This is a genomic window from Streptomyces sp. NPDC007901, assembly GCF_042959465.1.
GTDB lineage: Bacteria > Actinomycetota > Actinomycetes > Streptomycetales > Streptomycetaceae > Streptomyces.
The window spans coordinates 22,582-42,684 of sequence record NZ_JBIBKW010000002.1 but is presented as its reverse complement, the minus strand read 5'-3'; the positions used below and the strand labels follow the sequence as shown (position 1 = coordinate 42,684).

9 protein-coding genes are annotated in these 20,103 nt (G+C 73.1%); 3 read left to right on the top strand and 6 right to left on the bottom strand.

The genetic code is table 11. The features are described from left to right. Positions 1–74 precede the first annotated feature (74 nt). The gene (locus tag ACFZDK_RS05910; protein ID WP_390970178.1) at positions 75–2,360 is read left to right on the top strand and encodes a hypothetical protein; all 2,286 of its coding nucleotides are present in this window, start codon (positions 75–77) and stop codon (positions 2,358–2,360) included. Here the strand turns inward: ACFZDK_RS05910 and ACFZDK_RS05905 are convergent. From ACFZDK_RS05905 to fxsA, 3 genes are all read right to left on the bottom strand, one after another. Beyond that, complete coding sequence (locus ACFZDK_RS05905; RefSeq protein WP_390970177.1) at positions 2,338–3,363, bottom strand: hypothetical protein; 1,026 nt, start codon at positions 3,361–3,363, stop codon at positions 2,338–2,340. The two genes, ACFZDK_RS05910 and ACFZDK_RS05905, sit on opposite strands and share 23 nt — an antisense overlap. 46 nt (positions 3,364–3,409) lie before the next feature. Beyond that, positions 3,410–7,114: an FxSxx-COOH system tetratricopeptide repeat protein gene (gene fxsT, locus ACFZDK_RS05900; RefSeq protein WP_390970175.1), complete on the bottom strand. Its 3,705-nt coding sequence runs from the start codon at positions 7,112–7,114 to the stop codon at positions 3,410–3,412. 221 nt (positions 7,115–7,335) lie between these two features. Beyond that, positions 7,336–7,557: an FxSxx-COOH cyclophane-containing RiPP peptide gene (gene fxsA, locus ACFZDK_RS05895; RefSeq protein WP_390970173.1), complete on the bottom strand. Its 222-nt coding sequence runs from the start codon at positions 7,555–7,557 to the stop codon at positions 7,336–7,338. Positions 7,558–7,797: 240 nt separating this feature from the next. On the opposite strand from fxsA, the gene ACFZDK_RS05890 reads away from it, so the two are divergent. Further along, positions 7,798–9,066, top strand: coding sequence for an FxsB family cyclophane-forming radical SAM/SPASM peptide maturase (locus tag ACFZDK_RS05890; protein ID WP_390970172.1), 1,269 nt, complete (start codon positions 7,798–7,800; stop codon positions 9,064–9,066). After that, entirely contained in the window at positions 9,063–10,469 is a 1,407-nt protein-coding gene (locus ACFZDK_RS05885; protein WP_390970170.1) for an aKG-HExxH-type peptide beta-hydroxylase, read from the top strand. The genes ACFZDK_RS05890 and ACFZDK_RS05885 overlap by 4 nt, the downstream gene beginning before the upstream one ends. A gap of 24 nt (positions 10,470–10,493) precedes the next feature. On the opposite strand, the gene ACFZDK_RS05880 is transcribed toward ACFZDK_RS05885, so the two are convergent. From ACFZDK_RS05880 to ACFZDK_RS05870, 3 genes are all read right to left on the bottom strand, one after another. Continuing rightward, positions 10,494–10,697: a hypothetical protein gene (locus tag ACFZDK_RS05880; protein WP_390970169.1), complete on the bottom strand. Its 204-nt coding sequence runs from the start codon at positions 10,695–10,697 to the stop codon at positions 10,494–10,496. Positions 10,698–10,766: 69 nt separating this feature from the next. Continuing rightward, entirely contained in the window at positions 10,767–11,180 is a 414-nt protein-coding gene (locus ACFZDK_RS05875; RefSeq protein WP_390970167.1) for a hypothetical protein, read from the bottom strand. 5 nt (positions 11,181–11,185) lie between these two features. Then, entirely contained in the window at positions 11,186–19,903 is an 8,718-nt protein-coding gene (locus ACFZDK_RS05870; RefSeq protein WP_390970165.1) for a ricin-type beta-trefoil lectin domain protein, read from the bottom strand. Between the last annotated feature and the right edge of the window lie 200 nt (positions 19,904–20,103).

Sequence of the window (20,103 nt, the reverse complement as noted above, 5' to 3'; positions counted from 1 at the left end):
CAGGACCCGGTCCCCACATCCGCCCCCGCCCCGCCGCTCGGAACGCCCGAACCGGACACACGAGGAGTGCCCCCGTGGCCCCAGACAGTGGAGAGATCTGGCACAGGAACCCGTTCCCCCGCAGCCCTGTCGTACGCCTGGGGCCGTCGTCCGATCTGGGGGACGCGGCGGTCCAGGGCGCCGACTCCGGCAACGCCCACATCGACACCCCGCTCGTCGCCGACCTGGAGGGGCTCGTCGACGACTACTTCGCGCCGCCCGCCGCGGGCGGCCGGCGCGGCCTGGCCGTCGCCCTGGTGGGCGGGTTCGGGCTGGGCAAGAGCCACGCGCTGCGCAGGGCGTACCAGAAGGTGCGCACGGACCGCCCCGAGGCGGCGATGTGGACCGTGGACGAACCGGCCCAGGACATGGGGCGGCTCTACCGGGACCGGCTGCGCGGCCCCACCGACCTCCCGCAGGGCCGCCAGGCCTTCGAGGAACTGGTCCGGGACTACTACGCGTACGTGACGGCCGGCTGGGTCGGCGCCCAGGAGGACGACCCGCGCCGCACCGCCCTGCAGGACATCGCGGCCGGTCTGCGCGACCGCACCCTCGACCCGGACAAGGTGGTCTCGGCGCTGCGCTACGACCCCGAGGTGATCCACGCCGATCTCCGCGGCACCCTGGGCGAGGTCACCGAGCACCGCGGGTTCGCCACCGCGCTCGCGCTGCTGCTGGAGCCGCCGTTCAAGCCCATGGTGTGGCAGTGGCTGCGCGGCGGGGAGCCCGCGGAGCCGCTGCGCGAACGCGGGGTCACCGAGCCCATCGGCCCGGCCGCGGACCGCGCGGACACCGTCGCCGGCATCGACCGGGTCTTCGACGCGCTCGCCGTCCAGGGCTTCCTGCACGGCCGGGTCGGCCGGCCGTACGTGCTGCTCATGGACTCCCTGGAGAAGGTGCTGGACTGGCGGGAGGAGCTCCGGCGCACCTTCATGGACGCCTTCGAACGCCTCGTCAACATCTACACCAGCCACGGCGGTCTGCTGGTGTTCTGCACCTCGACGGACGGGCTGCGGGCGCTGCGCCCCAGCGTCCACGAGCGGATGGTGCAGCTGTGGGCGAACGGTCTGGACGAGGACCGCACCCGGCAGCTGGTGGCCCGCTACCTGGCCGCCGGCGAACCGGCGGCCGACGCCGCCCGGCCGGCCACCGGGCCCTTCGACGAGGAGGGGCTGCGGCTGGTGTACGGGCTGGCCGAGGGGGTGCCCCGCCGGGTGCTCAGGATCTGCCGCGAGGCCTGGCAGATCAGCGAGGACGACGACGGGCTGGTGCGCGCGGTGCCGGGGGCGACGGTGCTGACGGCGGCCCGGCGGCTGCACGAGCGGGTGACGTACGAGCAGGTGCTCAGCGATGTCCACGACGCGCTGGACCTGGGCCAGTGGCGGATCGCCTCGCGCGACCCGGTGCCGGTCCGGCTGTCCCGCTCGGCCAACAAGCGGGAGGAGGTCATGTACTGGCTGTCGCCCGCCCCGAACTCGTATCTCGCCGTGATCTACGCCCGGTCGCTCCTGCTGGCCGACGACGCCGAACGGGTCACCGCCCTGGTGCACGGGTTGCGCAGCGCGGTGAGTCCGGGACGGTTCGAGGCGCTGCTGGTCGTCAACGGACTGGTGTCGCAGGCGATGCAGGACCGGCTCTGGCGGTCCATCGGGTCCCGGCCGCTGGTGTACCGGCAGACCGGCTTCCCGCAGAGCGTGCACGAGGCGCTGCTGCATTTGGCGCAGCGGCTGGTGACGGAGCGGCGCGACGGCGACCTCGTCGAACTGGGCGAGCAGCTGCGCCGCGACCTGGACCAGCAGACGGCACGGCTGGAGGAGTTGAGCCGGGCGATGGCCGCGCTGGCCCTGGAGCCGCGCCCGGGTACGCCGGCCACGGCCACGGTGCTGCCGCCCGTCTCCCGGGGCGCCGGCGGCGAGTTCGGGGAGGAGCTGCCGGGACCGGTGGGGCGGCGGTTCCGGGACGCGCTGGTGATGCTGGAGGGGGTCACCCGGCAGGCGGCGGACCGGGCCGTGGCCCGCCGTTCCGCGACGAGCTCGGCGGAGCTGAGCGTCTTCGGCTGCGCCACCCTCGTCCAGGCCCTGACGGAGAAGTTCCGCAGCTCCGTGGCGGTCTGGTCGGCGGCCACCGCGGACACCGCGCCGACCGAGCGTCAGCTCGGCGAACTGCGCCGGATCTGCCGGGAGTACGAGCGGGCGGTCGAGGTACTGCCGGTGCATCTGCTGGACGACACCGACCAGGCGCACGCGCCGGCCCCCGCCGGTACCGTCGAGGGCCTGGCCGAGGAGGTGTGGGGGACGCTCAGCGCGACGGCTGCGGCATGACCTCGGGCACCGCCCGGGCGAGTCCCGCCAGGCGCCGGTCGGCGTGGCCGACCTGCCGCTGGTCGAGGGTGACGCCCAGCATGAAGGAGCGGGGCGAGGTCCACAGCACGTAGACGGCGCCCTCCTGGACGTCGAGGACGATCCGGTCGAGCGGGGCGCGGTCGACGATCGGCGGGCCGACCGGGCCGATCGCGTCGGTGAGGCGGACCAGATGGCCGCGCAGGCTGCGGGACAGGTCACGGTAGGCGGTGCGCCGGGTGCGCACGCTGACGCCGAGGAAGCGCGGGCCGAGGGAGTGCGCCTCGAAGACGTCGCCGACGCAGACCAGGGTCCAGTCCTGGTAGTAGGCGGCGTAGTGCAGGTCGGTGGTGTTCACGTGCTCGCGCCACAGGTCGCGCATCCGCTGCTCGTACGCGGTGTCGGCGGCGGCGGCCGTGCCGAAGTCGATGCGCGGGCTGCCGTCCTCCACCGCCTGCGGGCGCGGCCCGTCCGGATGGGGCTCGGCCGCGGTGTCGCCGCCGAGCAGTTCGTCGGGCAGGGAGTGCACCTCGGTACGGACCCGGGCCACCAGGCGGTTCATCGTGGCATCCATCGCCGGCACGCCGTCGGGGCCGTCCGCGGTGGCCGCCAGGAACTCGCCGGGCCGGGCCCGGCCGCCCCACAGCCCGCCGCGCTGGTTGACGACGACGGTACGCATCAGCTCACCGGTGCCCAACGGGCGCAGCACACCGCCGAGATCCTGCGCGGACAGCAGCAGCCGGCTGCCGGGCAGGGCCTCGTTGCGGGCCTCGTCGCCGGCCTCGGTGACCAGGGAGCTGAGCGGGGCCCTGGGCACGCGCAGGACGGCGAAGTCGAGGATGCCGTTGCTGTAGTGGCAGAGCGACCGCACGGCGGGCGTCGCCGCGACCGCCTCCTCGCACATCTCCGTGATCCGGCCGTGGCCGGCGACGGTCCAGTGGGACTCCTTGAGCGTCTGCGGGTGCCGGTTCGCGGGTGCTGCCACAGGGGGTCGCCTTTCCGTGGGGTGCTGCGCTACCGCCTCGCGCGGGTCACACGCCGGGCAGCTCCAGGTCGATGTCGTAGCCGGAGGTCGGTGCGGGGCGGCCGGTGTCGGTGCCGGCGAGCAGGTCGAGGTGGGCGCGGACCCGCTGCCCGTCGGGCCGGTCCGCCATCCCCAGGTCGCGCAGCCGGTCCAGCGCGGACCTGCCGAACGCGACGGCCTCCCCGGTACGGCCGGCCGCCGCGAGGGTGACGGCGAGGGAGTGCTCCGCCGCCGCGACCCAGGGGTGGCCCCGGCCCACCGCGTGGCCGAGGAGGGCGGCGGCGCCGCGCCCGACCGCCTCGGCCTCGGCCAGTCCCGCCTCGGCGTCCGGCAGGCCCGCCTCGGCCGAGTCCCGCAGGTAGACCCCGTGCCGTACCTGGCACAGCGCGCTGTACGGGTGGCCCAGTCCGAACAGCCGGGCGACGGCCTCCGCGCACTGCCGTGCCTGCTGCTCGGCCTCCTGGGCCTTGCCGAGCGCGTGCAGGTCGGCGGCGTAGCTGAACTGGCAGCGCAGGGTGTCGTAGCGGTCGGCGCCGAACCGGCTCAGGTAGACGTTCAGGGCCTGCTGGTCGCGCTCGTGGGCGAGTTCGTAGCCGTAGCGGGGGTCCTTCACGGCGGGGAAGCCGTCGGCGAAGCGGCGTTCGCTGATCGCGAGGCCCACCTCGGCCCGGAGCCGGACCATGCCGGAGGCGTCGCCGAGCCGGCGCAGCTGGCGGCGCAGCAGGTCGCGGGACTCGCCGTCGCGTCCGACGCAGCGGTAGAGGTAGGCGAGCAGGTCGGCCTGCCCCCAGGCGACCGGGTCGTCGGGGCCGCCGACGGCCTGGCGGTGGCGGAAGCGGTTCTGGACGCGGGCCAGGGCGGGGGCGACCCGCCCGGTGAGTGCCTCGGTGAGGGCGAGGTTGTGCTCCACCTGGATGGTGGCCTGGTGCTTGGGGCCCAGCAGCAGCGTCAGCCCGTCCAGGGCGGGCCGCAGTTCGAGCAGCGCGTCCTCGAACCTGCCGAGGGCGCGCAGGGTGGCGGCGTAGGAGTCGGCGGAGAGCAGGGTGCGCGGGTGGGTGAGGCCGAGCAGCCGGCGGTGGCCGCGCAGGGCCTCCTGGGCGAGTTCCCGGGAGTGTTCGTAGGCGCCGCGCAGCCGGTGCGCGCGGGCGGTGAAGTTGAGCAGGCGCAGGTATTCCGGGGACTGTTCGTCGCCGTCGCGCCGCCACTCCTCGCGGGCCCGGCCGGCGATGTCCAGGAGGCGGTCGAGGTCGGCGGTCTCGGCGCGCCCGCCGAGGGCGCCCAGGTGCCTGAGCAGCGAGCGGCGCACCCGGGGCCGGGGGTCCTCCCACATGCGCAGCGAGTACACCTCGCGGGCCCAGTCGGCGGGCAGGTCCTGGTTCTCCTGCTGGCTGTACTCGGCGAGGACGCCGCGCAGCACCGACTCGATGTGCTCTCGCTCCTCGGGGTCCATGCGGGCGCGGATCAGGTCGCGCAGTCCGTGGTGCTGGGCGAGCGGCTGCTGTCGGCGGTCGAAGTCGACGTCGAGCAGGCCGACCCGGCCGAGCGCCCACAGGGCGACGCTCACCATGTGCTCGTCGGGCAGCTGGACGTCGTCGGGGTGGCGGGGGACGGTCCGGGACCGGCCGTTGCCGGGGTCGGCCTCGTCGTCGCGGCCCAGTTCGGACAGGATGCGCCGGGAGCGGAGCAGTTCCAGGCCCATGCCGCGGCCGGTGAGCAGGGACGCGGCGTCCAGCAGCCACCCCAGGGCGTCCCGGTCGGGGCTCTCGGCGCTCCAGGCGGCGGCGCCCGGGGTGGTCAGGGCGAAACGCCGGGCGACCTGGACCATCACCTCGACGGCGGAGACGGCCGGGACGGTGCGCAGCAACTCGGTCTTGTCTGCGCGGAATTCGGCGACCAGATCCGCGACGGCCGCGCGGACGGCGGCCTCCGGGGTGAGGTGGTCGTCGCTCCGGTGCAGCGCGGTGCGTTCGGCGAGGCAGTGGCCGGCCAGGTTCAGGGCGTGCGGGACGGAGTCGACGACGCCGGCGATCTGGGCGGCCTGCTGTGCGCTGATCTCCGCGACCCGGTCGGTGAGCAGCGCGCGGCTCTCCTGCGCGGTCATCGCGGGCATCGCGAGGGGGGTCAGGTGCGGTGGCCGTTCCTCGGTGTCCGGTGCCTGGTCCGGCAGCACCCGGCTGGTGATCAGGACGTGGCCGTCGCGGTGCGGTACGGGGAGCAGGCCGTGCAGTTCGGCGGGGTCGACGGCACCGTCGTAGACGATGAGCCAGCTGCCCACGTCGCCGTCGGGGCGCGACAGGCGGGTGAGCAGGCGGGAGACGGTGTCGGCGGCCGGGGCGCCGAGCCGGTCCTCGCGGGTGCCGAGGCGTCCGGCCAGCCGGGCCAGCCCGCGTTCCACCCGCAGGAGTTCCCAGGCGCGCACCCACCACACGACGTCGTAGCCGGGGCCCAGACGGTGGCACAGCTCCAGGGCGGCCTCGCTCTTGCCCCAGCCGCTGGGGGCGTGCAGCACCAGGCAGGCGCCGTCGCCGCCGGCCTCGCGCAGCCGCCGGCCGAGGGTGGCGAGGAGTTCGTCGCGGTCGGTGAAGGCGCGGTTGCGGGGGCCCAGGTTGGTGGTCTCCGGCAGCCTCGGGAAGAGGACGGCCGCGGCGGGGACGCCTTCGGCGGTGCCGAGGCCGAGGCCGGCGTAGAGCAGCCGCAGTGCCTCGTCCTCGTCGGCCTGGCGCAGGTCGATGCGCTCGTGGTGGGCGGCCGCGGCGTGCGGGAACGACTCGTCGACCAGGACGATGCGCACATCGGTGTGGGAGAGCGCGCCGATCTGGGCGAGCAGGGTGTCGTCGGCGTCGTCGGGGGCGAGGAACAGCAGGGCCGCGCCGTGTTCGGGCCGTTCGCCGGTGTAGGTGTCGGCGCGGCGCAGTTCGCCGTGCACGCCCTTGGCGGCCAGCCGGTCGCAGAGCCAGGCGGCCCAGGCGGCGTGCCGTACGGAGTGCACGACGGTGACATGGGTGAGGCCCGGGACGCGGCGGGCGCGCAGCCAGTCGGCGAGCCGCTCGTAGTAGGGGCGCAGCCCGGCCACCGTGCCGGCCTCCTCGGCCTCGACGGCCAGGCTGCGGCTGTCCTGGTACAGCGGGTTGTACGGGATCTCCAGGAACGGCGTGTCCCGTTCGCCGACGGCCCGGGCGAACCCGCGGAACCGGCGGCGGGCCCGCTCGCGCGCCTCGCGCAGCCGGTCGTGCACGCCGACGTCGCTCTTCAGGCCGAGGGTGAGCAGCCGTACGGGGCGTCCGGTGCGGTGGGCGGTCAGGTCCTCGGCGAGGGCGGCGGCGCCGTCGATGGACCAGGCGGTCATCGCGAAGCAGAAGACGAGCGCGTCGGCGAACGCGGCCGCGTCGGCGGGTTCCGCCGCCTCGGGCGTGTCCGGTACCGGGGCCTCGACGAGGACGTGGTCGTAGGACCGGGCGACCGGGTCGTCGCCGAGCGCGGCGAGCGCGGTGCCGCCGACGGCGGCGGTGCGCACCTCGCCGGGGACCGGCGGCGGCAGGGGCGGGGCGGCCTCGGGGTCGCCGGCGCGGCCGTCGACGAGCAGGACGCTGCGGCCCGCCTCGGCGAGCACGTCCGCGGTGTTGCGCAGGGTGGTGCTCAGGCCGAGGTTCTCCGAGGTCGCGAGGAAGACAGCGAACGGACCGGGGCTGTCAGGGGAGTTGGCGACGGGCATGACCTCTCCGCTCAGCGCGACACGACAGGGGAAGACGGCAGGGGAGGTGACGGCCGGACAGGATGACCAACACCCCCACCAAGACGGACAAACCGGGCGCGCGATGCCGACAGTACAGGGCGGACGCCACCGCCGGCGGCTCGGCCGCCCCAGGGGGTGCCCGGCGGATCAGGTCGGCGGGAAGCAACGCCGCTGGGGGTACCCCCTATGCGCCCCATGCCTCAGGTGGTGCTCTCTTTGTGTCCGGTGACGAACGGATCGCCCTCGGCACAGCTGTCGTACACCCGGCGCAGGGTCGCGCCCAGCACCGTGTCGGGCAGGGCCGCGACGTCGTCGGGCGACAGGACCGAGAGGTCGAGAACCGCCGACTCGACGTCGAACTCCGGAATCCCGGCGCGCCGGATCCGCGCCTCCTCGCCGACGGCGTCCTCATCCACTGCCATGGTGTCCGCTCCACGGGTCTCGGGGCCTGGGCGGGTCCGCCGTCCCAGCGTAGCTCCGTCAGGCTGTCGACGGCAGGCGTACGGCGCGCCCGACGGTGCGTCAACTGCTTCCGCAAGGGCTTGCGTTGGCTCATTAACGATATTGACGCTGAACACACGGCGAACGAATACTGGTGGCACAGAGTGCGCCGCCGACCGCGTCCGCCGAGGTCCGCGGTGTACGCCGTCGGGGGGAAGCGGATGAGTCGACCGCCACTGCGCCATGCCGAGCCACCCTGGCCGAGGACCGTCGACGTGGCGGAGCGCCGGGCGGCAGGCTGGGTCCCGCGACCGTTCCACTCCTTCGTGCTGAAGGTCCACAGCCGCTGCGACCTGGCCTGCGACTACTGCTACATGTACCGCTCCCACGACCAGAGCTGGCGCGGCCTGCCGCGCGCCATGGCGCCGGCGACCGTACGGCGTGTCGCCGAGCGGATCGCCGAACACCTCTCCGCCCACGGCGTGTCCGAGGCCGGCGTGGTGCTGCACGGGGGCGAGCCCCTCCTCCTGGACGACGAGACACTCGTCCACACCGTCGAGGAGCTGCGCACGGCGGTCGGCGACGGAGTGCGGCTGCGTCTGTCGCTGCAGACCAACGGCATGCGGCTGACGGAGGAACGGCTCGCGCTGTGCGACGCGTTGGGCCTGCGCATAGGGGTGAGCACCGACGGCGGGCGGGCCGCCCACGACCGGCACCGGCGCGGCGCCGACGGACGCGGCAGCCACGCCCGGGTGAACGCGGCGCTCGGACGGCTGGCGAGCGAGCGCCACCGCCATCTGTTCGGCGCCCTGCTGTGCACGGTCGACCTGCGCAACGACCCGGTCCGCACCTACGAGGACCTCCTCGAACACCGCCCGCCGACGCTGGACTTCCTGCTCCCGCTGGGTACCTGGCACACCCCGCCCCCGGGCCTGGACCCGAGCGGCAGACTGACCCCCTACGCGGACTGGCTGTGGGCGGTCTTCGAACGCTGGTACGGCGCACCGGTCAGGGAGACCGGGATACGGCTCCTCGACGACCTGCTGGCCCTGCTGCTGGGCGCCACCCCGCGCACGGAGGCGCTGGGCCTGTCCCCCGTGCGCTACGCGGTGGTCGACACCGACGGCTCCCTCACCCAGGACGACGCGCTGCGCACGGCGTACGACGGGGCCGCGGCCACCGGGCTCGACGTGTGGGGGGCCTCCTTCGACACGCTGCTGCTGCACCCCGGGGTCGCGGCCCGCCAGTGGGGCGCCGACGCGCTGTGCGCGCACTGCCTGGCCTGCCCCCTGCACCGGGTGTGCGGCGGCGGCCACTACGCCACCCGCTACCGGCCCGGCACCGGCTTCGCCAACCCCAGTGTCTACTGCGCCGATCTGGCGGAACTGATCCGGCGGGTACGGCACCGGCTGGGCATGGACCTGGCGCGCGCAGGAGAAAAGACGGAGAGGCTGCGGGGCACGGGGCCCCGGCCTGTGGAGGCGGTATGACGCCGGTGCCGCATGGTATGCCGGGCGTGATGTTCGACGCGGTCGCCGCGGGCGGTGGCGGGGCCGCGGCCCTGGAACTGCTGGCGCGCGCGGAACACAGCAGGCGCCTGGCCTGCGCCTACGCCGTGACGCGCACCGCCGGGGAGCTGGGCGGCGCGGTGGCCGGGGAGGCCGGCCGGGCCTGGGACCTGCTCGACGCCGCCACCCGCGCGGACCCCGTGGCCGCGGCGGCCGTCCTGTCCCATCCGGCGGCGGGCCCCGCGCTGTTCGGCCTGCTGGCGCGGCTGGTGCGCGAGCGGGAGGGAAAGACCGGGGAAGAGACGGTGGAGGGGACCGGGCACGGCGGGCCGCCGATCCGGTGGTTCACCGCGCTGGCCGCCGCGGCGGCGGTCCGGGCGGGGCTGCCCGGGCAGGTGGAGTGGCCGGTGGACGGCGACCGGGTGGCGCTGCCCTCGCTCGGCCGGACCCGCTTCCCCGGCGCCCGCCCCGGCGACCGGGCGCGACTGCGGGTCACCGCGGACGGCCGGTCCCTGCTCTCCCTGACCGACGCGTCCGGGACCGACACGGACGGACCGGTACCGGTGCCCGCGCGGGGGTACGGCGGCACGGGCCGCTGGCAGGGCGCCCGGCTGCTGGACACCCTGGACGGGGGCGCGCCGCTGCTGCTGGACGTCCTGGACCACCCGTACTTCCCGAACGCGGCACCGCACCCCGCGGACCTCGGAGCCGAGGAGACCCGGCACTGGGAGACCGTGGCCCGCGAGGCCTGCGCGCTGCTGCGCGCGGACCTCCCCCAGGCCTACGCGGAGCTGGCCGCCGGCCCCCTGCTCCTGGTGCCGCTGGTGAGCCGCGGCCCCGGGCAGGTCAGCGGCAGCAGCGCGGAGGCGTTCGGCTGCGTGGCGCTGTCCCCTCCGGCCACCGGGACGACGTTCGCGGTGACCCTGGTGCACGAGACACAGCACAACAAACTGGCGGCCCTGCTGCACCTCTTCGACCTCCTCGAACCCAGCGGCGCCGAGCGGTTCTACGCCCCCTGGCGCCCCGACCCCCGGCCACTGCTCGGCCTCTTCCACGGGGCGTACGCGCACCTGGGCGTGGCCCGGTTCTGGAACGCCCGCCGCGCGTCCGAGCCGGACCCGGCGCTGCGCGCCACCGCGCACGTCCTCTTCGCCCGCTGGCGCCTCGCCGCCCGCGAGGCGACGCTCACCGTCCTGGCCTCGAACCGCCTGACCGGGCTGGGCGAGCGCTTCGCCGGGCAGATGCTCACCGCCCTGGACGCCCTGTGCGCCCTACCGGTCCCCGCCGCCGCCCGGCACCGCGCCGAGTCCGCGGCCCAGGCCCACCACACGGCCTGGCGGGCCCGCAACGGCACCACGTTGCGGGTGCCGGCGCGGGAGGGCTGACCGTGCGCGCGGCTGACCGGCCGGTCAGCCCTGGACCAGCACCAGGACTCCGCCCGCCAGCAGGAACAGGCCGCCCGTCAGGGCGATCCCGGCGAGCACGGCGAGCACCGGCGGCCGCAGGATCAAGGATGCGGACGGCGCGGACGGCGCACTCAGCTGCCTGCGGCGCAGCCCGAGGGCCCGGATCCCGGCGAGCACGCCCATGAAACCTATGATCAGATACGACATTCGCATGCCTCCGTTCCCGGTGACGGTGTGCACCAGTGATCGGCCGAGGCACCGGCCTCGGCGAAGCGGTCATCCATCCACGTTCCCCCACCGCGCTTCGAAGTCCGGCGGCCATTCCTGCGAGAAGTCGAAGAGCGCGGGATCGCTTCTCCTCCGTTCGGCCTCTCGCCAGGAGGGCCGCCCGGAGACCACGAAACTCGTCCCTTCGGGATCGATCAGGTAGGTCGACTCGCCGTCCTCCGCGGGGATTCCCGCGACATCCGACACGCGCCGGAACTCCGCGGGCGAAGCCCGGCGAACACGGAGAGACTTGTACGTCGGGCGGAGGAGCATGCATTCGACATGCCCGAAGTAGACCTCCACGCGCGTCGTCGTGCCGTCCAGCCGAGACGGATCACTCCTGATGATCAGCTGTCGATGCGAGGGGTCGTAGCTCCAGACCTGGAACACCCGACCCGTTCTCGCGAATTCGGTCACACTCACAGCCCTCACCATCCGGGATCGTTCAACTCGACTGGCTCCCCGCCCCAGTACCACTCTATGGACGACCACTCCCGGCGCCCCAGGATGACGGCGCGGGCCACGACCCCCAGTTCCCAGGCGGTCTGGTTGCCGCTCTTCTGTGCCCGTTGCCAGTCGGCACCGGCAAGCGCCCGGCCCCGTGGCAGCGTCTTGTCGAACGCCTCCTGTGCGGTGCCGAACTCGTTCCCCTCCTCGTCGAGCAGGCCGTCCAGGGAGAACGTGATCCGCACCCGCGGATTGTTCGCGGCATCGGGAACGGCGTTCATCCAGTTCGGCCGGCCGTTGACGTCGCTCACATCACCCCACGGCTTCTTCCCGTTGAGAGTGAACCGGCTTCCGCCGTCCTGCTCGTTGAGCGTCTTGGCGAGATTGTCCCCGATCTGGTGGGGGCCGTTCACGCCCAGCACGAGGTGGTCTCCGTCCTCGATCTTGGATCCGCAGACGTTGTGCACCAGTACCGGCAGCCCGCCCGCGAGCACGTAGTACGTGTGCAGTTCGCGGACCGTCAGGTTGTAGCGGTAGGCCGCTCCCGGTGTCGCCCGGGTCCGGGCGATCAGGACGTGGTGGCCGTCCTCCGTGAGAAGGGTGTGGCCCGCCACGAGCCCGCCCGCCGGTGTCCAGGCGTGGGCGGTCGCGTCCCAGAAGGGATGCCTGGACGTGGTGTGCAGAGTCGCCGTGCGGCCGTGGCCGAGGCTCAGCGTGACGTCGACCAGGTCCTTGTCGCGGTTGACCAGGGTGGCGACGACCTCACGGGCGCCCTTGTGCCTGCCGTCGGCGGCGTCCGCGGACTCGACCCGGTCCCCGGTCCTGATCTTCCCGATCGCCTTGGTCTTCCCGCCCGCCATGAGGACCTTCGTGTCCGGCGAGAAGCTGCACTGGGTGACCTCCTCGGTGCCCGAGTTGCCGGTACCCGGGTCGTCCGAGGCCGCCGCCGACTTCTGGGCGGCCGCCGCCTCGTGCTGGGCGTCGGCCTTCTTCGGCTTCGCCGCGTTCGAACCCGCGGAGTCGCTCGCGGACTCCTTGCCGGCGCCGGAGGCCGCCGCCGCGTCGCCGGAGCCGCCCGAGCCGCCGGTGGCGTCGTGCGGGGCCGGCTCGGCTGCGGCCTTGGGCGCCGCGTCGCCTCCGCCGCCTGCCGGTGGTGACTCCCCTTCGTCCGCCGCGAACCCGCCGCCCGCGCAGCCCATCGCCGCGCAGTCGGCGCCGTACATGCCCGCGACCATTCCCGCGCCCTCGGCCGCGCCGAGGACACAGGCGGGGGCGGCGACCACGGTTCCGGCGCAGGCGGAGACGACCACCGCGACGGCGACCACGACGACCACGACCGTGACGACGGTCTCGACGACGGGCAGGGCCTTCTTGAAGTAGTGCCCGGCGCAGCCGAAGAAACCGTGGCACCCTCCGCTGTGGTGCTTCTTCTGCCCGCTGGAGGTGCTGGTGTCGGCGTACGCCTTGTCGTTGGCCGCGGCGCACTTGGCGTCGCAGCCGCCTCCCCCGCCACCGTCCATCATCAGCATCAGACCGCTCGGGTCCGAGCCGCTGGACGGGTTGTCCCCAGCGTAGGTGTAGCCGCCCATCTGGTTGGGATCGCCCGGTTCGAAGACCGGGTCGAGGGTGAGGAACCGGCCCAGGACGGGGTCGTAGTCACGGGCGCCGAGCAGGTCGAGGCCGGTCGTGGCGTCGACGGGCTGCCCGAGGAAACCGTGGTTCTCGTCCGGTGCCACCCAGGAAGCCGGCTTGGTGCCGCGCGGGTTGCCCCAGGGGTCGTAGGCACGGCGGGTGACGCCCAGCGAGGAGGCGTCGACGGCCGTGACGGGCGTGCCCTGGCCACCGGCGACCTGGTAGCTGACCGAGCCGCTGCTGGAGCGGGTGACGGTGGTGCCGTCCGGTCCGGTGACGTTGCGCAGGCCGGTCCAGGTCTTGGCGGAGACGTTGAGGGTGATCTGCTCGGCGCCGAAGAGGTAGAGGACGCGCGTCTTGTCGGTGCCGTCGACCGCGGCCGTCTGCTCCAGCAGGTCGCCCTGGGCGTCGTACAGGTACTTGCTGGTGTTCGTGTGGGTGCCGGAGGTGGTGGCGACCGTGGCGGTGCGGCCCTCGGCGTCGTAGGTGAAGGTCTGGCTCTGGCCGGCCGCCACCGCGCCGGTCGCGGCGTTGGTCCAGGTCTGGCCGCTGCCGCCGCAGGTGGCGACGGTCAGCTGGGTGGCGTTGGTGGCGGAGGCGCCCGGGTCGGTCAGGCAGAGCGCGGTGTTGGCGTTGCTGACCAGGGTGCCGGTGGTGGTGAGCTTCCACTTCTGGGTGGCGTCGGTCTTGCAGGTGTCGATCACCACGAGGGTGCCGCTGGTGGTGGCGTTGCCCGTGGTGTCCAGGCACATGCCGAGGACCTTCACCGTGCCGTCGGTGGCGATCGTCCACTTCTGGCCGGTGCCCGTACCGCAGGTGTTGATCTGCACCTTGGCGCCGGCGGTCGTGGAGTTGCCGGCGTCCTCGACGCACTTCTTGCCGCCGCCGGAGAGCGCGAACGCGGTGGACAGCGGGCCGGTCGAGGTGACCTTCCGGCTCACGGTGTCGCCGTCGTCGGCGTTGTTGTACGACGGATCGGTGTACGTGGAGGTGGTGGTGGCGGTTCCGGTGGCGGGGTTGGCCGTGGTGGCCGTGCCCGCCTGGTCGGGCAGGGTCGCCGTCGTCGTGCCGTCCGTGCCGGTGTAACCGACGGTCTGCGTGGTGTCGTCGAGCGCGTTGCCGGTGGTGTCGTGGTTCACCATGCCGGTGCGGTCGCCGAGCTGGTCGTAGGTGTAGGTCTGCCAGTACGGCGCCGGGCCGCCGACCGTCGACGTCTTGATCGGCGATGTGGAGGTGGTCTGCACCCGCGCGGTGGTGCAGCCGCCGACGGCGCCGACCGTCGCCGCGCCCGGGTCGGTGATACCGGCGGTGTCGGTCCAGGCGGCGGTCAGCCGCTGGAAGGAGTCGTAGGTGAAGCACTGGGTGTCGTGCGTGGTGTTGTTCTGCAGGTCGTCGACGGCGGTGAGCTCGCCGGCCTGGTTGTAGCGGAGGTTGACCACGTCCAGGGCGGTGCTGGACGTCTGCAGCATGCTGCTGGCCTGGGTGACCCGGCCGGTGGTGGCGTCGTACTGCGCGAAGGTCGCGAGCTCCTTGCCGCTCGGGCCGTAGTTGGCCTGCAGCACCCGCCCGAAGGCGTCGTGGACGGCGGTGTCCAGATAGGCCGGCGTGTTGGCGGAGTTGATGAAGCCGCCGATGCCGTCGAGGTTGCCCTGCTGGGTGTAGCCGTAGTCGATGTCCTCGGCGGGCAGGTTGCCGTCCGCCTGGTAGTGCGTGGTGGACAGCAGCCCGGTGTTCGGGGTGTAGCGGGACGTCGAGGTGTAGGTGACGGTGCCGGACGCGGGGGCGCTGCTCTGCCCGGCGGCCGCGAAACCGTCGGCGGCCGGGACGGTGACCGTGGTGGCCAGCGGCTGGTAGGCGGTGTCGTAGCCGGTGACCGCCTGGGTGTACGCCTTGCCCGCGGCGCCGCCGACATAGCGGGTGGCGGAGGTCTGGTAGCCCTTCTCCAGCGTGTCGTACACCCGGGAGGCCAGCAGCTTGGTGGAGTCCGGGCTGGCGGACCAGGGGCCGGAGTACTCGGCCGTGGAGCGGTTGTCCCAGTCGTAGGCGAAGGAGAGCACCTGACCGCGCGGGTCGGTGGTCTGCAGCAGATTGCCGGCGACGTCGTACAGGTCGTACGTGGTCTTCCCGGCGTTCGGGTCGGTCTGGGACGTCTTCTGGCCGAGCAGGTTGTAGGTGTACGACCAGCTGTTGCCCGCGGTGTCCTTGATCGAGTCGACCTGCCCGGCGGGGGTGTACGTGTAGCGGGTGGTGGCGTCGGCGGCCGGGACGGCGCCGGCCGTGCCCTGCTTCCACAGCAGCGAGCCGGCGGAGGAGACCACGGCCGCGGTGGAGTCGTTGCGCACCTGGAAGGTGGCGCCGGTGGTGGCCGTGAGGCCCGTGGTCCACAGCTGGGCGGCCGCCGTGCTGTAGAGGACCAGGTTGCCGTCGGTGCCGAACTTGGCCCAGGCGCCCGGGTTCCCGCCGGTCCCGGAGGACCAGACGGTCTTGCCGGTGGCGAGCGCGGACAGCACCAGGTTGCCGTCGGCCTGCATCGTCAGGCGCACGCTGTCGGAGGTCAGCGAGGTGCCGGACGGGATGACGGAGCCACCGGTGAGGGTGACCGTGGACCCGGTGTTCTTCACCACCGTGGCGGTGGTCTGGCCGACGGCGTTGGTGAAGGCGGCGGTGGAGCGGCCTCCGGCCGGTGCCGTGGTGTCGACCTCGTCGGCGCCCGGGTAGGCGGCGGACGTGTGCCACTGCTCGACGGCCTGGTGCCACAGGGTCTGCCGCAGCGGCCGGCCCTCGCCGTCGTAGGTGGTGGTGGTCTCCGACGGGATCTGGTTCTCGTTCGCCGCGTACAACGTGGTCGACGGGGGGTTGGCCGGCTCGGAGTAGCCGGCGTACGACGCGGTCAGCCAGCCGTGCGAGTCGTAGAAGGTGTCCGAGACGATACGGCCGGAGTTGGTGTCGCCCATCGCCGTCGACTGGCTCTGCCGCGGCTGCAGCATGCCGTCGTAGAGGGTGATCGAGGTGGCGTACGTGCCGTCCTCGCGCAGTGTCCTCGTGGTGACCGCGGACGGCGCTCCCGGCTGCGTGATCGTGCCGCCGGGCGCGGGAACGGCGCCCGGGTTGATGGAGTAGTCGAAGGTCTCGTCCGCGCTCTGCCCGGCCGCCTTGTCCCGGCCGGGCAGCCACACCGCGGTGCGCCGGCCGAGCGCGTCGTAGGTCGTGTCGGTCGCCCGGCCGTTGGCGTCGACGCTCTCCAGGGTCAGTCCGCGCAGCGCGTCGAGGGTGGACTTGACCTGCCAGTTCTTGCTGTTGACGGAGGTCTCGGCGGTGGCGTTGGTGTTGCCGCCGGAGCTGCTCCAGGCCGGGGCGAAGTCGGTGTGCGTCTTCTGTCCGGTGGCATCGTAGGCGTCGGTGACGCGGCCGGCGCCGTCGTACGTCATGGCGGACGTGGTCTGCCAGTTCTCGGTGGTGCCGGTGTAACCGGTCGCGGTCTGGGTGCCGGTGACCTGGCCGGCGGCGCTGACCTGCCCGAAGGTGCCCAGGCCGGACGGCGTGCCGTCACCGGCGTAGTAGATCTTCTTGTCCGTCAGCAGGCTGCTCGCGCTCGCCGCGGTGGCGCAGTCGCCGACGACCGAGGTGACCCGGTCCGCGTAGGTCAGCATCATCGTGTTCGACGCGGGCGGGTCGGCGTAGGTCGTGGTGGCGCACTTCTCCTGCTTGGGATCGGTGCCGTCGCCGTGGCCGTCGACCGTCGAGACGCGGCCCTGGCCGTCGTACGCGGTGTCGGTGGTGGTGTGCCGCCAGCTGCCGTCGGCCAGCAGCTGGTACTCCCGGGAGCTGCTGGCCTTGATCCGGTGGGCGGTGAGGTCGGGCAGCGTGGCCAGGCCCGGCTCGGTGTCGCCGGGGTTGTCCTCCTGGGTCCAGTCCGTCCACGGGGTCCGGTTGGCGGAGGCCGTGGTGGTGAAGGTGAACGGGCCGTTGACGCTGGCCGCGTCGACGGTGCCGCCCGCCTTGGTGTACGTCTCGTCCTCCAGCGTGGTGCCGGCGAGCTGGTCGGCGTCGGTGACGCTCAGGACCGTGCTGCCGCCCACCTTGGCGTCGACGCTGACGGAGCGCCGGGTGCCGTCGGCCTTGTAGTCGCCGTCCATGCCCTGCAGATAGGTGGTCGTCTGCTGGGTGACCGGCTCGGGGGCCTGGCCGGTCTGCACGGTGACCGTGCGGAAGCCGCGGAACTGGTCCCAGGTGCGGTACTGGTCGTCGGTCTGCGCCGAGTCGTCGCGGTGCCAGGCCGGGCCGGCGTAGCTGTAGCGGGAGATCTGGGTCTCGGAGCCGGCGGGGCTGTTCTGGGCGTCCGGCTTGTACTGGCCGGCGATGGTCAGGTCGGACACGGCCACACTGTTCACGGTGACCTTGTTGAACCAGTCGGCGATCGGCTTGGAGGCGCCGGGGACCGTCCAGTAGACGGGGTAGCAGGACTCGGTGTTGACGTCGGCCTGCTTGATGTCGAGCGACTTGCCCTGGCAGGGCTGGGAGTTGTACTCGACGGCTATCGACTCACCGGTCTCCGTCTGGATGCTGGAGATCCGGGGCCGGTACAGCGGCGGGGCGGACGGGGAGTCGTCGTTCACCCGGTTGTCGATCTCGGTGCCGGTGAAGGACACCTGGTTCAGTGCAATGTCGCTGTTGCCGTTGTCGTAGGTGTCCTTGCCGGTGTGCCGGATGGACTGCAGCCACATCACGGCCTGCAGCATCCCGGCGTCCTTCGGGTCCACCGTGGTGCCGGTGACCGGGTCGACGGTGCCGCCCGCGTCCGAGTAGACCTGGCCCAGCTTGTAGGTGTCGACCGCGGTGAGCTGGTCGGTTGCCTTCACATGGACCTTGGTGGTGATGGAGTCCAGGCGGGTGGTGCTCCAGAAGCTGGGGCCCGAGGTGACGCACACGTCGTCGGGGACCTTGGTGGCGCCGTCCGGGAGCTTGGTCTTGTCGGTGGAGTCGCAGTGCAGGTCCCACGGCACGTCCGGCCAGTGGGTGGCGGTGGAGTCCTTGAGGTTGCCGGCCGAGCAGTCGGTGAACGTGTCGGTGGTCTGGCAGCGCTGGGCCAGACCGAAGTCCACCTCGGCGGCGGGGGTGCGCCCGGCCTGCTCGTCGGCCAGCTTGTAGCCGTAGGAGATCAGGGTCAGCGCGCCGCCACGGGTGTACGACGTCAGGGTGCCGGTGTCGTCGGGGTCGTCGGTCTCAGCCGCCTGGCCGCCGCCGAGGTCGTAGTAGTTGGACTCCGTGGTGTAGTCGTAGCGCTGCACGAACCCGTTCGGCGCGACCACGAAGTCGAGGTTCCAGCGCCAGCCCTCGGGCTTGTCGCACTGGGACTTCTTGCCGTCGGTGTCGCTGTGGCACGGGTCGGACGACCGCGGGTGCAGCACCGGGACGCCCCAGGCCGAGTGCGTGGAGTCGTCGGCGGGGTTCGCGGACATGGTGGCGTCGGTGCCCGGGCCGCTCGGCGCGTGGTCGGCGCCGAAGTAGGCGGCGGTGCCGTCGGTGGTCAGCACCCGGTAGTAGACGCCGTCGTGCAGGCCGTTGGCCGCACCGGACAGCTCCTGTACGACGGTGCCGTCGTCGCCCTGAATGCGCCACTGCTTGATCTCGCCGGCCACAGCGGAGTCGACGCCGTCGGGCACCAGCACACCGGAGTGCGAGCCGAAGGACAGTGTGGCGTTTTCGCCGCCCCAGCACTCGTCCGCCGAGCCCTTGACGAGCTTCTTGCCGTCGGAGTCGAGGAGCGAGCTGCAACTGCGGTAGCCGCGCTCGACATAGCCGACCTGGTAGCTCCAGCCGTCGCCGACCCACGAGGACTGGGAGTTGCGGGCGGTGGTCTCGCCGTCGACGGACTGGGAGTCGTAGCTCAGGCCCACGGAGGGGGCGTTGCCGCCGAGGGCGGCCGGCACGGAGACCGGGTAGGCGTAGGTGAACGAGCCGGTGGCCGAGGCCTGCCAGGTGCCGGCGGCGGAGAGGGTCGTGGCGCCGTAGTCGCCCTGGGAGCCGGAGGTGCCGGAGGTGACCGCGAGGGCCGTGGTGCCGGCGGCGGCCGTCGCGGCCAGCGGTGCGGTGCGGGCCGACATGGTGGTCGGTCCGTCCGCGCTGTCGGTCGGCCTCGGGGTCGTGGTGCCGGTGGGCTCGGGGGTGGTGGTGCCGGTACCGGTGGGCGACGAGGTGGCGCCGGTGCGGTCGGCCGGACTCGGGGTGGCGCCGCTGTCGCCGGTCGGCTTCGACGTGTCCTTGCCGGGGTGGGCCGGCTCGGTGGCGTCGGTGCCGTCGGTGTCCTGCTTCCCGCCGGACGCGGGAGCCAGGGTGACGGTCGCCGTCAGCTGCTCCGCTGCGGCCCGGTTGGTGAACCGCAGCGGGGTGGCCTTCTGGCACTCCGGCCGTTCCGGGGTGGTCAGCGCGCAGCCGGGCAGCTGCACCAGCCGCAGCCGGGAGCCGTAACCGCCGCCGTACGCCCGGGCGATGGACGAGTAGTCGACGACCACCCGCACCTTGCCGTCGGCGGACGTCGTCCCGGAGGGGGTGATGCCGAGCAGCATGCCGTTGGCGCCGGTCCGCAGCGTCTGGGTGTGGGAGGCGGTCCGTACCTGCACCGCGCCGACCCCGTGCCGCTTGCCGGCGGGCCCCACCCAGACGGGCAGGGCACCTGCCTTGACCGGCTTCGCGGTGCCGTGCGTGCCGAGGTCGACAGTGGCGGTGCCGGCCTTCGGCCACTGGGCGGCCCGCGCCCGGTAGCTGCCCAGCGGCCGGTAGCCCTTGGGGTGCTGCTGCGTCTTCGGCTGCAGGAGGTGTGCCCCTACGGCCGGGGTCGTGGGGAGCTTCTTCGGACGCCAGACGGAACCGTCGAAGGCAAAGCCGCCGTGGTGGCCGAAACCATCGTCGTTCGAGTGGCCCGGGAGGAAGCCGGGCATACCGAACCCCGTGGCGATCGCGACCGGCAGCAGGAGCGCGAGCAGGGCGACCGGGACGGCCCACAGACCCGGTCCGCCCAGAAATCTTCTGTGCCACACGCCCGCGAACCAGCGCCGTCTGCCACTCACGTGTCATCCCCCCAGAACACGACCCTGAGGGGCCGTCACCTCACAGATCACACAGGTGGGTGATCGACCGGAGGCTAGATACGGCCATGATCACGGCTCAAGACCCTTTGCGATTTACTTGAAAAGACCATGCATGAACTTGGCAAGTCCTGTGTAGTTTCTGTGCCGCAATTGATCACTTCTCTGTGGCATCCGGGCTT